Consider the following 16,512-nt stretch of genomic DNA (forward strand, 5'->3'; position numbering starts at 1 on the left):
AAAAGGAGAAATGTATGGGATGGTGGCGCGAAACCATTGATATCGTAAAAGAAAATGATCCAGCGGCCCGCACCACTTTGGAGGTTTTGCTGACTTATCCAGGTGTCAAGGCCTTGGCGGCCCACCGTCTCTCGCATTTTCTCTGGAAGCATGGCTTTAAGCTCTTAGCTCGTATGCATAGTCAGTTTTGGCGCTTTTGGACTCAGATTGAGATTCATCCAGGAGCTCAGATCGATTCAGGTGTCTTTATCGACCATGGTTCTGGTCTGGTGATTGGAGAGACAGCGATTGTTGAAAAAGGTGTTATGCTTTACCACGGAGTAACTCTTGGTGGGACAGGAAAAGACTGTGGCAAACGCCATCCGACCGTTCGTCAGGGTGCCCTTATATCAGCACATGCCCAAGTTATCGGACCAGTGGAAATCGGTGAAAATGCCAAGGTCGGTGCTGCAGCAGTTGTCGTAGCAGATGTACCTAGTGATGTGACGGTTGTCGGTATTCCGGCCAAGATTGTCCGTCTTCATGGTAAGAAAGATGAGCCTGTTATTCACGAAGTCGAAGAAAAACGAGAGTATTATGTCAATAAACTCGAGCAGGCTAAAGAAGCAAGTCACAGATCGTCTGGTTTGTAGAGGATACCTATATGATTCAAGCAAGAAACAAGTTAAGCCAAGAGGAGTTATCTGAGGCGAAAAAACTAATTAACTGTTGCCAAAACTATGACGGTACCTATCGTGATCCCTATCTCTCTAACATGCTTAATTTTGACCCAAACATGCCCGCCTTTTTCCTTTATTATGAAAAAGGCGAACTTGTTGGTCTCTTAACTGTCTATGCTGATGACCAAGATGTAGAAGTGACGATACTGGTTCATCCAGATCGTCGCTGTCAGGGAATTGCGCGTGCATTGTTTACTAGTTTTGAGAGAGAAACAGCCTCTTTTCCGATTCATTCAGTTACTTTTCAGACAGAGCGTGTTTTTCTAGATCGCCATCCTGATTTTGTCAGCAACTGGGGATTGGTCGAGGACGAGGATACAGAAACTTGGTTAGGTAAGGATAGAAAACCTTATCCGTTAGCAACCATTTCCCATCTTGAAGTTTTGTTAGCAGATAGTTCGTATCAGGATCAAATTAGTCAGTTAAAATTTCAGGCATTTTCAGAGGAACATGAATCGAGAGAAGTTGTGGATAGATATGTCTCTGAAGCTCTGAAAGATCCAGAAAGTCGCTTATATATTTTATTAAAAGACGGTCAGGTTATTGGGACTTGCACGGTTGATTTATCGAGCGATACGAATTACTTCTACGGTTTAGCAATATCTGAACCTGAACATGGAAAAGGCTATGGAAGCTACTTAGCAAAATCCATCGTTAACCAACTAATTGAGCAAAATGACAAGGAATTTCAGATTGCAGTAGAGGATAGCAACGTAGGTGCCAAGCGCTTGTATGAAAAAATTGGCTTTGTCAAACAGACTCAGGTGGTTTATCTGAATGAGAAAGGAGCAAGGGATTCCGAAGTGTAGAGACATTCGGACTGAAATTCAATTGAACTCTTAGTAATGAAACTAATTGTTCTTGGATTTTGGATTTCCTGACTATGATTTATGATTAAAATCTATGACACCATGTCTCGTGATTTGCGAGAATTTGTCCCGATTGAGGACGGTAAGGTCAAGATGTATGTTTGTGGGCCAACTGTGTACAACTATATCCACGTGGGGAATGCCCGCTCAACAGTGGCTTTTGATACGGTTCGTCGCTATTTTGAGTACCGTGGGTATGAGGTTGCCTATATTTCCAATTTTACAGATGTAGATGATAAGATTATCAACCGTGCCAAGGAAGAGGGCATCACGCCTCAGGAGGTTGCGGACAAGTACATCACTGCCTTTCGTGAGGATGTGACAGCCTTGGGCGTCAAACCTGCGACCCGCCATCCGCGTGTGGTGGAGTTTATGGCTGACATCATCCGCTTTGTGGAAGATTTGATTGAAAAAGGCTTTGCCTACGAGAGTCAAGGAGATGTCTATTTCCGTGTGGAAAAATCTCACAACTATGCCAAATTGGCTAATAAGACCTTGGAAGACTTGGAGCTGGGTGCTTCAGGTCGTACCGATGAAGAAACAGCTCGCAAGGAAAATCCTGTAGACTTTGCCCTATGGAAATCTGCCAAACCAGGCGAGATTTCTTGGGACAGTCCTTGGGGACCTGGTCGTCCGGGCTGGCATATCGAGTGTTCGGTTATGTCAACAGAGATTTTGGGCGATACTATTGATATTCACGGTGGTGGAGCTGACCTAGAGTTTCCTCACCACACCAATGAAATTGCCCAATCTGAAGCTAAAACAGGCAAGACTTTTGCTAACTACTGGATGCACAATGGCTTTGTCAATATTGACAATGTCAAGATGTCTAAGTCCTTGGGCAACTTTATCACAGTCCATGATGCTCTTAAAACTCTTGATGGGCAAGTACTTCGTTTCTTCTTTGCGACCCAGCACTACCGTAAACCAATCAACTTTACAGAAAAGGCAGTGCATGATGCAGAGACTAATCTCAAGTATCTGAAGAACACTTATGAGCAACCATTTACAGGAAATGTGGACGCCCAAGAGTTACAAACCTTTAAAGATAAGTTTGTAGCGGTTATGGATGAGGATTTCAACTCTGCTAATGGTATTACAGTAGTCTTTGAAATGGCCAAATGGATTAACTCAGGTAACTATGATGCAAGTGTTAAGGAAGCTCTTGCGGCTATGTTAGAGGTCTTTGGAATTGTCTTTATTGAGGAAGTTTTGGATGCAGAGATTGAAGCCTTGATTCAAAAACGTCAAGAAGCGCGTGCTAATCGTGACTTTGCGACAGCAGACCAGATCCGTGACCAATTGGCTGCTCAAGGGATTAAGCTCCTTGACACCAAAGATGGAGTGAGGTGGACACGTGATTGATGTCAATCTCATTAACGGGATTGCGTTAGCTTTTGAGGGGGATGCGGTGTATTCTATGTATATTCGCCGTCACCTCATCCTCAAAGGAATGACCAAACCCAATAAACTCCACCAAGAAGCGACCAAGTATGTCTCAGCCAAGGCTCAGGCTCGCCTGATTTCCCTCATGTTGGAGGAGCAAGTCCTAACGGGAAAAGAAGAAGAAATCTACAAACGTGGTCGCAATACCAATAGTCACACCAAAGCTAAAAATGCTGATGTGGTGACTTACCGTATGTCCACAGGTTTTGAAGCCGTGATAGGCTATCTTCATATGACTGAAAATATGGAGCGCCTCGAAACCTTAATTTCTTGGTGCATCCAAAAAGTGGAGGGATAGGACATGATGGCAAAAGAACTACAAGACTGGTTTCCTGAAGCTCAGATTTCAGACCAGCCAGTAAAGAGAGAGGGCTATCTCACGCTCCCTTTAGCTTCTCAGCAGTGGATTTTGCTGGAGGAAGCTGGGCTCAGTGAGCGTGAAAAGCAGTTGGTTGCTCTTTTGACCCAGCAGGAGCAGGCTCGTTCGCTCAATCCTTGGTATTCTTATCTGATTGAGGGGAAGGGACAGGCACCACAAACTTTTAAAAAGATTCAGTTGGTTTATTGCCATCTTTCCTATTTTCAACAGGAAAATCTAGCTTCTTGGCTGGATATGATGCGGACCCTTTTTCCTAACTGTCAGACGGTGATTCAGGTTGGAGCTCAGGATTATGTTTTCGTGCTTCAACAAGACAAATACACCTCTGTACGAGCTATTTTAAGTGATACGATTGAAGCGGTTGAGTATGACTTTGGACTGCGTCTATCTATCATGTTAGGACAGGTTTGGTCTCAGACGGGGCATCAAGCCCTATCAGACTTGATTAAAGCGGAGCGGGATTTATTTAAGACTTGGTGGCGTCAGGGTCATCAAGGTGTTCATACTTTTTCTCAGCTCTATCTTTGGAGTATGGGAGAAAGACTCGTGGACTTGAGAGTAATCAAGGAATGTCTACACCAGATGATTTTGGATCAAGATCAGATTCAGGAAATCATCCTCTCTCTTTGGGAAAATAGTGCTGTTCTCACTAAAACAGCCCAGAAACTCTATCTGCACCGCAATTCTCTCCAATACAAGATTGATAAATGGGAAGAGTTGACAGGGCTTCAGTTGAAAGAGTTGACCGACCTGACCTTGTGTTATCAATTGATTTTAGGTTCTTTGTCAACTATAGTTGGTTTGTAAAGAAGTTAATATTTGGAGAAGAGGATTGCCATCTTCTCCATTTTTATGTGCAGAGTTATAGTGGATTGATGCTGGGAAAGTACACTGTGACTGCTAAAACATTCCTAGAACTTGCTTTGATTTTCCTAATCTATTCATGTAAAATTTATGTTATTTCACTATAGTTGTTTGATTTTTGTTTAGTATTAGAAGATTGAAAATCAATGAATAAATCTACCAGCAGATGACTCAAAACGTCCTTTTGAAGCTCTAGGTAAGGCAAAGTTGACGTAGTTTGAAGAGGTTTTCGCATAGTAGGAACATCCAATTTTGGTGTGTTTACTTATGGAGTTTTTCCTAGTGATACTTATATTTAGACACAAAACTATAGCTTGAGAGCTAGTCATTTTCAGATAAGATTTAACTCTTCCTAATACTGGGTTTTGTTTGCTTTTCAGAGTCCTTTTCTACTAGAAACTGGGATGTATCCTATTTATAGGAGTAATCGCTAGAAATATGGTAGAATCAAAAAAAGAATCAGCTGCTTTTTTATGTAAATTTCAACCTGTGAAGTCTAAAAATTTTTAACTTTCTCCTTTCTTTTCCGAATAAATAGATAGTAGCAGTGAATCTAGCAAACCTAGATTAAAAAATGTGCTATAATAGAAGGAGGAAAAGGATGATTCTAAGACATCCGGGCATCAGCCCAACCAACGATTTGGTTGCTAAGAAAATCTTTAGTAATCCAGAAATCACTTGTCAATTTATTCGCGATATGCTGGACTTACCAGCTAAAAATGTGACGATTTTAGAGGGAAGCAATATTCACGTCTTGCCTTCCCTGCCTTACTCAGCGCAGGATTTTTATACCAGTATAGATGTTTTAGCTGAACTAGATAATGGGACCCAAGTAATCATTGAAATTCAAGTTCATCATCAGAATTTTTTTATCAATCGCCTGTGGGCTTACCTGTGTAGTCAGGTCAATCAAAACCTAGAAAAAATTCGTCAGCGAGAAGGAAATACTCACCAGAGTTATAAACACATTGCACCAGTTTATGCTATCGCAATTGTGGACAGCAATTATTTCTCAGATGATTTGGCTTTCCACAGTTTCAGTATGCGAGAGGACACGACAGGTGAGGTCTTAACCATCACCAATAATGGACAAGAAAACCATCTGGTTAAGATGGCATTCTTGGAATTAAAAAAATACAGAGAAACCAGCAAAGATAGCATTCGCAAACCGTGGTTGGAGTTTTTCGGTAACAAACCCTTTACCCAGCACCCCGAGCGAGCCATCAGCCAAGCAGATCAACTGCTGGACTACAAAAGCTGGTCCGAGGAGGACAGGAAAATGTTTAGCCAACTACGTATGCGTGAAGAACAAGCCTTGTTAGCGCAGGACTATGCCTTGGAACAAGCGGAGGAAAAGGGCTTAGAACGTGGTCTTGAACGTGGTCGGGCAGAGGGTTTAGAGCGTGGTCGAGCTGAGGGGATTGAACAAGGTATCGAAAAAGGTTTAGAACAAGGACTTGAACGTGGGAAAGTTGAAGGAAGTTTGTCTATGCTACTAAATCTGGTTCGTCAAGGTCTTCTGACACCTGAGGTTGCCAGCCAGCAGTTGGGAATGACTGTCTCTGAGTTTGAAGAATTATTAAAAGACCATCATAAATAAGAACTAAAAAAATACAGAGAAACCAGCAAAGATAGCATTCGCAAGCCGTGGTTGGAGTTTTTCGGGAATAAACCCTTTACCCAGCACCCCGAGCGAGCCATCAGCCAGGCAGACCAACTGCTGGACTACAAGAGCTGGTCCGAGGAGGACAGGAGAATGTTTAGTGAACAACGCAGACGCGAAGAACAAGCCTTGTTAGCGCATGACTATGCCTTGGAACAAGCTGAGGAAAAAGGGTTGGAACGTGGTCGTGCAGAGGGTTTAGAACGTGGACGAGCTGAGGGAGTTGAACAGGGATTGGAGCGCGGGAAAGTTGAAGGAAGGGAAGAAGGAAAACTTTTTGCCTTTCTGGATATGGTTCGTCAAGGTCTTCTAACACCTGAGGTTGCGAGTGAGCAATCAGGCATGACCGTGGCTGAGTTTGAGGCACTATTGAAAGAGCATCATAAATAAGAACTAAAAAATACAGAGAAACCAGCAAGGATAGCGTTCGCAAGCCGTGGTTGGAGTTTTTTGGTAATAAGCCCTTTACTCAGGAACCCGAGCGAGCCATCAGCCAGGCAGACCAACTGCTGGACTACAAGAGCTGGTCCGAGGAGGACAGGAAGATGTTTAGTCAACTACGTATGCGTGAAGAACAAGCCTTGTTAGCACAGGACTATGCCTTGGAACAAGCTGAAGAAAAGGGTTTAGAGAGAGGTCTTGAACGTGGTCGCGCAGAGGGTTTAGAGCGTGGACGAGCTGAGGGAGTTGAACAGGGACTGGAGCGCGGGAAAGCTGAAGGAAGGGAAGAAGGAAAACTCTTTGCCTTTCTGGATATGGTCCGTCAAGGTCTTCTAATATCTGAAGTTGCCAGTAAGCAGTTGGGGATGACCGTCGCTGAGTTTGAGGCGCTTTTGTAAGTTAGGGGATGTATCTAGCTTTTCTCTTAAAATCTTATCAGAGTGCTAGGAAACTTACATTATATTTCACGATTTTCAGCAGAATGGTTCTGCTGATTTTATATAGAAAAAATGGCGGATTTTATCTTTCTATAGATAGGGTCTGTTTTTTATTTATATTAAATTTAAAATATTATCCATAATAAGGTTGATAGATAAGGGTGTGCATATATATATATATAATCGCGAGAAAATGCTATTATATCGGCTTTTTTGTTACTTTTTTAACGTCTCCACGAGACTGCTAAAAACTTCGCGTTTTGCTGTTCAAATTTGCGAAAATAGGATATAATAATACTATCTCAGAATTTGTCTTTTGACAAGTGTGGGAATAAAAAGAAACATATCCTTTCTTTAAATACCTAAAATATTTAAGGGGGGGTATTTTTTGGTACCTCCAGAAAGGGAAAACGAGAGGTAAGATAATGAGAAAATCATATCGTGATGATAATGGTGAAAAAATTTACCGTTACTCAATAAGGAAATATCATTTTGGGGCTGCTAGTGTTGCGGTGGCGGCTCTGATGTTCTTTGCGAATGGGGTGCAAGCGCAGGCCCCTGCAGTGTCTCCAGTAACAGCTAGTGATGTAGTTGCTGGACCTTCTGGAAATTCAGATGGGGATCCACAGGACTCAGATGAGGAGAGTCCTGAGAAAAAGGCAGTAGTTGAACAGCCTGTTGAGCTCAAATCAGCAGGAGAATCTAGCGCTCCAGAAGCTAAAGCTGAAGAAGGAAGTCAAGAAGAATCAAAAGCTGAAGTTAAAAGTCCTCAGCCCGAGACTAAGATAGACGATAAAGAAGAAATTCCTCAGGTGGTGAAGGAAAAGGATCAGGAAGTATCAGCGCCAGTAGCTGACACAAGTGCAGCCAAATCGACACAAAGCACCCTAGAAGCTTTGTTGGCAAATCTGACCTTAGACTCCATGAAGGCTCTCCACACTGAAGTGGAAGAAGGTCTCGCAAAGGCTAAGGCGGTCTTAGAGAATCCAAAAGCGACACAAGCACAGGTTGATGAGCAAGTTAAAGTCATGGAAGACCTGACTCGTCGGGTCAAGGAAGCTTTGTCATCTCAAGTTTCAACTCCTCCAGTCTTAGAAAAAGCAGGTCTGACAAACACTACGCTGGCTGCTCCAGAGGGGACTGTACTAACTCCAAAGGAAGCTGTTACAAAAGTCCTAGAGAAGAATCCTGTAGCATCAACTAATGGAGAAGTTAGGACTCCATCAACTAAACTTTCAAAGTCAGAAGTTAGTGATAATCAGAATAAAGAAAAATTGAAAACGATTTCAAGGGATTTGTCTGCCTATCTGATACAGGCAAATGAAATCACACGTCCTGAGACTAAGAAACTTTTAGAAGGAGTAGAAGAAATTGTTAAATCAATTGAAGCTAATGTATCACAACCTCAGTTAACACCAGCTGAAATTGAAGAACTCCTCAAAAAAGGAAAGCAAGCTGAGAAGAAACTTGCCTTAGCACTTACTCGTGAAAAATCAGGAAAACGTGATTTGCGAAATGGAAGTAGAATGGCGCGAGGTGCTGACTTTAGAGCTAATCCAACAGGACTTGATACAAAAAGAGCATATATTGTTCAAAATGGTGATGGTTCAGACTTGCCTGCTGAGACGTATTTGTATGCGATGGAAAGAGGGATTAATTCGAATCCAGACTCTGATAATGTAGTTCCAGTAAGAGATGTTCTAGGCAGAGCAAAAATGTTAGTTAAAAACAATGGGAACGGTAAATATACATGGACTGTAACTTTTAATGGGAGTAATCAAGGGGGTACAAATGATTTTTATTGGTTTACTCTTCCTGAAGGTCATAAAATCACAAAATCTTTGGCGATTACAAGAACATATGGTGGACGTAATTTCTCAATAGGGGGGGGTGATTTTAATAATGAATGGAGAAGCGATGGGAAGTTAAAAACTGTCATAGGAGAGGGAAAAAGAGCTGTCCACGGTTCTGCTAAAGGTCCATTTGACTTTAATACAAAATTCAACAGTCTTAGAGATGTAACGAATTCACTTATTAATCCAAAAGTAGTAGGTACTAGTCATTATGATACTGAAGATCCTGCTAATTATAGTAATAAAGACAAGTATTACTACTTGGGAGAATTGTCTCATAAATTCATCCCGAAAGGAATCCCTAGAACAGCGGTGCCTAATGATGTTCGTGAAAAAGCAGCCAGAAACATAGAGGGCATGCATAAAAATACTGAACATTTGTATCACTTTACTTCAGATAATGGCACTATAACTATTACTTACGAAACTCAGACGGAAAAACCATACGCCCCTCTATACTATGCAGCTGGGATGAGAACAATAGAACATAACGTTGCAAAAATGTACTTCATGGCGAGAGGGTTACAAGAAAAGCCGGCTGCTCCGAAAGTTACACCTAATAATGAAGGGACAGTAACAGTAACTCCTTATGCTGATTCTGATCAACATAAAAACGTGGATAAGGTAGAACTTTCTTATACGAATGCTGGAGGGGAAAGTAAAACTGCAACCTTAACACGTAACGCTAAGGATGGAACGTGGACTAGTAGTGGGGATGGTGCGGATGGAGTTGAAATCAAAGGAAATTCATTCTCATTAAAAGCAGGACATGTCAGAGTTGGAACAGATGTTACAGCGAAATCCTACTTTGGAAATAGTGATCCTAGTGATAATGGTACAGAAAGAATTCGTCAACGTACGGCAACTCCAGGAATCACTGCCAATCAAGATGGTTCTGTGACAGTAACTCCTAAAGGAAATGCTGATTATTTGACTGTTAAATATACTGAAGAATCTAACAATCAAAATAAGGTAATTACTGCTAATAAGCAAGGTTCTACATGGACTGTGACGGGTGATACCAATGTTACAATTGATAAAAGTCACGGAACAATAACAATTCCAGCAAACAGTGTTAAAGACGGCAGTACAGTAGAAGCTCAAGCAAAAGCTGCAGATGAGTTTATGAGTGAAAAGGCTACTGCTACGGCAGGAAATGAAGACAGAACTCCACCAACAATTAGTGTTAAAGATGGAACTACATGGAGACAAGGAAACTCGAATGGAGAGTTGACTTTATTAGCCGATCAAGTAAATGGTGAAATCAAGTTAAATGTTAAAATTGAAGATAATCAAGGTGGAAGTGGTTTTAAATTCAGTTCAGTAGGAAATTCTAAAACAGTTGATTATACAATTACTGGAGGAAGCTATAATAAAAATTCAACAACATTCTCAGGTGGCAGATATATCGATAAAGATCCAGACGCTACAGCATTACTTACATTAAAATTAAATCCTAAAGATAATGGAGAATACGATTTTCCGTCAACAGGTTTTACAGTTACGATAAAAGCTAGAGACAATAGTCCACGACAAAACTGGACTACTGAAAGTTCAACACCAAAATTATTAAAAGTTATAGTTAAACCGAGAGATGTAGTAGCTCCAAAGGTGAAACTTGTCGGTGATGACGGTCGTGATATTACCTTAACAGAAGGAACCGCTGATGCAAACTTACCAAAAGTGACAGTATATCGTGGTGAAAAAGCGAATGTTACGATAAAAGCGTCTGATAACACAGGTAAGATTAGTGAACTTAGTGGAAGAGGAATGCCAAGTGGTATTTGGTTTAATAAAGTTGGAAGTAGTGAACAATGGTTAACGAGTGATAATGCTACAGAAACAAAACCGCTAAGTCATACGATTACAGGTGTTGTAGAAAAAAGTAACGCGCTTGAAGAAAAAGTTGTTACAGTAACAGCGAAAGATAAAACTAACCCAGCGAACACGACAACTGTTAGGTTCAAAATGGTTGTGAAGGAACAAAAAGAAAAATATGATCCAACTAAACCGACAACAGCAATAAACTTCAATAATCTTGGAACATCAGTGACATCAACAGAAGATACTAAGAAAATCACTGATCAAGTAAATGTACCGAATTTATCTGCAGAAGCAACAAACGCAGGTGGAGTGACTAAGACACTCAAGGACAATGGAACTATAAAAACAGTAGCTGGTAAGAAAGTTGTGACTGTAACGGTGACTTATCCAGACCGTTCTACAGATGAAGTGAATGTACCTGTTGCACAAAACTATAATGTAGTAGCACGACCTATCATTAACTTGAAACAAGGGGAAACCTTGTCTGATGCAGATAAACGCAGCTTAGTGCAGTTACAAGATGGCGAACATAAGTTAGATCTTCCAGAAGGTACGAATGTTACGGTGACGTTGGATACAACTATGCCAGCAGACTCTAATAAGACAGTTAATAAAACTGTAGAAGCAACTGTGATATTCAAGGATCAGACAACAAGAAAAGTCACTGTAAATTATACAGTATTAAGCACGTTCCCAATTGCTCGTACGATTTATGATTTTAAAGATGTCGCACGTAATGATAGTGATTCTGATTTTTACCGTAATACAGGGAAAAATATCCCTGATAATATGACGTGGGTTTATAAAGAGAGTGATGGGGTAGAAAAATCTGCTGCAGGTTTTAGAGAAAAACTTAAGGCTGATGTTGCTAAGGTAGGTACAACAACTTACACATATGGTGGTAAGTATAACTATGGTAGATTTACAAATACTCCAACTGATGGAGAAAAGTTAAGACACGAGGAAACTCTTGTTCATAAAGTGTTTGATATTAAAGCAAATGATACAAAAGTTACAGTTGAAAAAGGTGCCACTCTAAATTCTGAAAATGCTAAAGCTGCGGTGATGAAGGTACAAGGATCAGATGATTTACCGCAAGGGACGACTTATGAATGGGTTAATGAAAGTGGAACTAAGATTACACCTATAACAAGTACAGCTGGTGTTCAAACTCTTAAAGTGAAGGTAACATTACCAAAATCACAAGGCGAAAATGATGCACCAGCTGCGACACAAAAACAACCATCCAAGATAATTGATGTTAGAGTCAATGTCAAACCAGAAGCACCGACGGTCAACACAACCATTCAAGCAAACGGTAATATTCGAATTCCAACAGTGTCTTCAACAGATAGAGAGTTAACAGGTACAGGACTTCCGAATGCAAAAGTTAAAGTAAATGTATCTGGAACAGAGCTTAATGAAGTGACTGTAGGAAGAGATGGAACTTGGAGAGTAACACTTCCTAAAGGATTGAAGAGTAACAAATTAACCCAAAGACAACTTGTACAAGGTGATACTGTTAAAGTAAAACAAATTGTAGATGGCGTAGAAAGTGATACTAAGGACGTACCAGTTTCATTAGGAGCAACAACCATTCAACCATCAGAACAAGGAGGTAATAGTCTATACGCTGGAGCTAAGACTATAGTTGTAAAAGTACCGCATGATGCAGGAATAGCTTATGTAAAATATACTGATACAAAAACAGGTGCAGAGCATGAGCTAGGATTAAAACGAGAAACTGTTACTGGACCATGGGTATCTAAACAAAGCAATTATGGTGTAGTAAGAAGTTACGTAACTGATAATTTCATAGATACTATTACGGTAGATATGAAAGAAGTTATTAAGGAATCTACTCCTAATAATCAAGGAAAAGCTCAGGCGATAGCAAACATATTTGAAGGTAGTTACTCTAGTGCGACAGGTTGGAAAGCGATTTCTGTAACAAACCAAGCCCCAAGTATTTCGGTAGTACCACAAGGTGGTAAGAAAATAGTTGAACATGGAACCCCAGTAGAACTTGATAAATTGGTGACTGTAGATGACCATGAAGATAAACAAGATGCTACACTCGGAAATAAAGTTCATGCAGAAATTATATCTGTGAATGATTCTACAATCACAAAAGATGTGGATACAAGTCGCCCAGGTGTATATCGTGTCAAATACAAAGCGGTAGATAGTCAAGGCAAGACTTCTGAAGAAAAAACCGTAACGGTAGAAGTTAAACCAACAGCTCCAACGGTAACTGCTGACACTGACGGTGGTGTGACGATTAGCAACACCAACGAAACAAATGTCAATAAAATTCAGGTGACTTATACTCCGTCTCCGACTATTAGTCATTTAACAGATACAGAGAAGGACACATTCGAAGAACATAATCCAACAACTGTTAAGGCGGAAAAAAATAATCAGAACAAGTGGAGCATTACAGAAGGTAAAAAAGATGGCATCAGTATTGATCAAACCTCAGGTGCAATTACCATAAATGATGTTGCAGTTAAAGATGGCAGTCCGGTACTTGCTAAAGCTATAACATCTGATAACGTAGAGAGCTCAGAGAATAGCGCAACTGCTCAGAACGGAGATAAGACAGGTCCTACAGTTGGTTTAGGAATACAACTTGTTCAAGCTGGAAAACAAATCACCTTAAACTTGAACGTATCTGACTCAGGAGTGGGGCTAGATGATAGCAAGGTAGAAGTGAAAAATCTACCAGCAGGCTTGCAATATAACAGTGCGAATAAGACGATAACAGGAAGTATCGCTACAACTTCTAAGACGGATATAACCGTTCTTGTTCGTGATAAAAAAGGGAATAAAACTGTTAAAACGGTTAACCTAGTTGCTGTGAAACCTAAACCTATCTATGCGATTAAAGATGGAACAATCGACAATGTAGATACTGCAAGTAATTTTGTGGAAGTACCTACAGGGGTTACTTTAACTGCAGCGTGGAAAGATGGAAATAAACCAACAACAGCGACAGCAGTAGAAAATTCGACTAAAACTGTAACGGTTAGTGCGAATGGTTATACTTCGACAGATGTAGATGTTCCGGTGACGGTATATCCAACTGTGACGCTTCGTAAGGTAGATGGCAAAGAAGTGAAAACCTACGATGAAATCGTTGGGCAACCATTGACGTCGAGTGTATGGAGAACAGGTGGTCGCACGAAAGAGGCTGCAGCTGATTTCTATGTAGAGTTTGAAGGTGGAACAAAACCACAAGGAACAACGATTACATTTAAAAATGGAACTCCTACTAGTACAGAAGCTGGGGAATCAACTCATACAATTGTTGTTACTTATCCAAATGGAGCGGGAACTGTAGAAAAAACAGTTATCTTCAAGACTTATGGTAATGAAGCGAAATATGAAACTGGAAAGGATTTTGCAGAGACTACGGTAGGTAGTGAATTTGCAAAAATAAAAGCTAGTGACTTTGTAAAACCAAGTAGTACTTTAGCTAACCCAGATAGAACTGTTATTAGTTGGTGGAATAAGAATACCAAAAAATCATATAATCCCGAAAATAAAATTGGTAAACGTGAAGAAAACGTTAATGTTTATTATGGTAATAGTGTAAGAAGCGCTCGTGGAGATGAAACTTATAACTACAACGACCAAGATATTACAGTAACGCTAGCCGTGAAACCACAAGCGCCTACAATTGCTACAGACGCTTTCCATGGCAAAGGAGCTACTAGACCAGCGGTTACCATTAGTAATATTCCAACAGCTAATCAGTTAGAGGGAAATGCTAGGGTAACGGTGGAATTGTACCAAGGTGGTACTAAAGTTGCTTCTAAAGAGTTAAGTAGTGATGAGATCACTCGCGGAGCGGGTTCAGTTCGTTTTGATACTGCTAATTATACTTCTAATCTAACTCTTGGAGAAAAGGTTCATGCGGTGGTTAAAGTTGAGGGTGGTAGCGGAACTACAGCCTATAACTTGTCATCTGCAAACAGTAATGATGTCCAAGTCACTCCTCAAAAACCAACATTTGATTCGGATGCGGTCACTTCAACTAGTCGTACATTAAGCGGTACATTAGGTGGATTTAACGACCCTAATAAAGTAGTCAAAGTTCATCTCAACGATGAGAAAAATACCGTTCTATCTAGTGCAGATGGGCGCGTGACAATCACTGGAGATAAATGGACAGCTACGCTTCCTGATACTGTGAAACTTCGTCAGTCAGTCGCTAAAAACGGAGAAACTACTAAACCATCAGGTATTACAGTAGAGAATACAGTCACAGGTGGAACAGTTTCTACTACAAGTGATGAAAAAGAAGTCACAATGGGTGATTACTCAGTAGCGTCAACAATTGCTGGTAGCAAGCATATTGATATTACAGTTCCACATGATGCTAAACGGGTTGAATTGCGATTCCATAACAATCAAGAAACAGGGGATAAAGCAAATAGTATCGTTCTCGTACGTGGCACAGATGGTAATTGGCATACAGAAGCAACTCGTACTGATAGTACTAGTGTGACAGATGCTAATGGATATGTTGGAACTATTAGTTCTACTGCAAGCAAGACTAATCCAGCAGAAAATATTATTACTATTCCTCTTAATGAAGAAAGTAACGGTAAGAAACTTCATATTAGAGAAGAAGCTGCTAACGGAGATAATACAGCAACCTACGGCAAGGGACTAGGTTTGCGTGTAGAATACCAACCAGAAGCAGGACAAGACCCAACAGCAGCTGGTAATTGGAAAGTTGTTAATGTTACGAATACAGCACCTACTATTAAAGTAAAAGGTGATGAAGGAAAAGATACAACTCATAGAAAAGTCTATGATTCTGGAACAGCGTTGACAGCCGATGTGTTAAAAGATTTGGTAACAGTAACAGATCCAGAAGATGGTCGGACTGCTGAAACTGAAAAACCATACGGAACAGGAAATGTTAAGATTATTTCGCAAATACCTTCAGCAAATGGTAGTGGTACAACACCAGCCGGATTATATGAAGTTACTTTAGCGGCAGTAGATAGTCAAGGTAAAGAAGGAAGTCAAGTTAAAGTATATGTAGCTGTTAAAGAAGCAACTCCAAGCGCCCCAGCAGTAGGACAATGGCAAAATGGAAATGTAAAAGTAACACCAAATTCTACAAATTCAGGGGATAAAATTACAATTTCTCTAAAATCAGGAAGTGTTGTAGTAACAAAAGATGCTCAAAATGGATGGCAAGTAACAGGACAACCTAATGGAGTAAGCGTTCATGATGGAAGTATCGAAATTCCACGTAACTTGGTAAATACTACAGTAACAGCAACTGCAAGCAAAGGCGAAGGTGATGTTGAAGCAGTATCTGATGAAGGAGCACATACTTTAACAGCACATGAAGTTACAAAAGCAGACATTATTAAGAAACCAACGGATCACTTTACTGGAACAGATTTATATTCAGCAACAGGAGTCACAGGAGTTATTGAAAACGGCGTAACAAAAACATATCAAAAAGCAGGTATAAAATCTGTTACATCTGATGGACAATTACCAGAACTAGAAGCTGATAAGGAAAAACAAGTACCAGTAGTAATTACCTATAACGATGGTTCTCAAGAAAAAACTAATGTCACACTAAAAGTTGCGCCAGCTGCACCTAATGTAACGGTCAACAAGCAAGATGGCACAACAGGAGACGTAACATTAACAATTAAACGACATGACGATACTAATTACCCAGATGGTTCTGTAGTGACTGTCCCAGGAATAAACGAAACATTCAAAGTCAAAGATGGTACAATCACAATTAAGAACGACCAACTGAAAGATACAGTACAAACAGGTAAAGTTACTGTAACAGAAGACACGAAACTTCCAGCAGAAACTGCAGAGGACAAAGAAATTCCAGCGAAGTTGAAAGACGCAACAACAGCAGTCGTCACTGGAACACAAGATCCAGCAACAGGAAATGTGACATACCACATTAATAAAGATGGTGATACACCATATGCGAATGGCACGAAAGTAACCATTGCAGGAGT

The 16,512-nt window shown here is 40.5% G+C and carries 7 protein-coding genes and 2 pseudogenes; all 9 read left to right on the top strand.

All coding sequences use genetic code 11. The features are described from left to right. Positions 1 to 14: 14 nt before the first annotated feature. Positions 15 to 632, top strand: coding sequence for a serine O-acetyltransferase (gene cysE, locus HT728_RS06840; protein ID WP_164226399.1), 618 nt, complete (start codon positions 15 to 17; stop codon positions 630 to 632). An 11-nt stretch (positions 633 to 643) separates the two neighbouring features. Next, complete coding sequence (locus tag HT728_RS06845) at positions 644 to 1,528, top strand: GNAT family N-acetyltransferase (protein WP_164226398.1); 885 nt, start codon at positions 644 to 646, stop codon at positions 1,526 to 1,528. 81 nt (positions 1,529 to 1,609) lie between these two features. Next, the gene (gene cysS, locus HT728_RS06850; protein ID WP_164226397.1) at positions 1,610 to 2,953 is read left to right on the top strand and encodes a cysteine--tRNA ligase; all 1,344 of its coding nucleotides are present in this window, start codon (positions 1,610 to 1,612) and stop codon (positions 2,951 to 2,953) included. Beyond that, positions 2,946 to 3,332: a Mini-ribonuclease 3 gene (locus HT728_RS06855; protein WP_164226396.1), complete on the top strand. Its 387-nt coding sequence runs from the start codon at positions 2,946 to 2,948 to the stop codon at positions 3,330 to 3,332. Before cysS ends, HT728_RS06855 begins: the two co-directional genes overlap by 8 nt. Before the next feature lie 3 nt (positions 3,333 to 3,335). Then, positions 3,336 to 4,220 carry a PucR family transcriptional regulator gene (locus HT728_RS06860; RefSeq protein WP_173234469.1) on the top strand — a complete coding sequence of 295 codons (885 nt, stop codon included), beginning with the start codon at positions 3,336 to 3,338 and terminating at the stop codon, positions 4,218 to 4,220. 658 nt (positions 4,221 to 4,878) lie between these two features. Continuing rightward, entirely contained in the window at positions 4,879 to 5,877 is a 999-nt protein-coding gene (locus tag HT728_RS06865) for an Rpn family recombination-promoting nuclease/putative transposase (protein ID WP_112445053.1), read from the top strand. Next, positions 5,878 to 6,330, top strand: a pseudogene (locus HT728_RS06870) (hypothetical protein); the annotation flags it as partial. It abuts the gene before it with no gap. Positions 6,331 to 6,335: 5 nt separating this feature from the next. Further along, positions 6,336 to 6,779, top strand: a pseudogene (locus HT728_RS06875) (hypothetical protein); the annotation flags it as partial. A gap of 464 nt (positions 6,780 to 7,243) precedes the next feature. Then, on the top strand, positions 7,244 to 16,512 hold a 9,269-nt coding region (locus HT728_RS06880; protein WP_173234474.1), incomplete at its 3' end, for a YSIRK-type signal peptide-containing protein.

This window comes from Streptococcus sp. 544, from assembly GCF_013277385.1.
Classification (GTDB): domain Bacteria; phylum Bacillota; class Bacilli; order Lactobacillales; family Streptococcaceae; genus Streptococcus; species Streptococcus mitis_BA.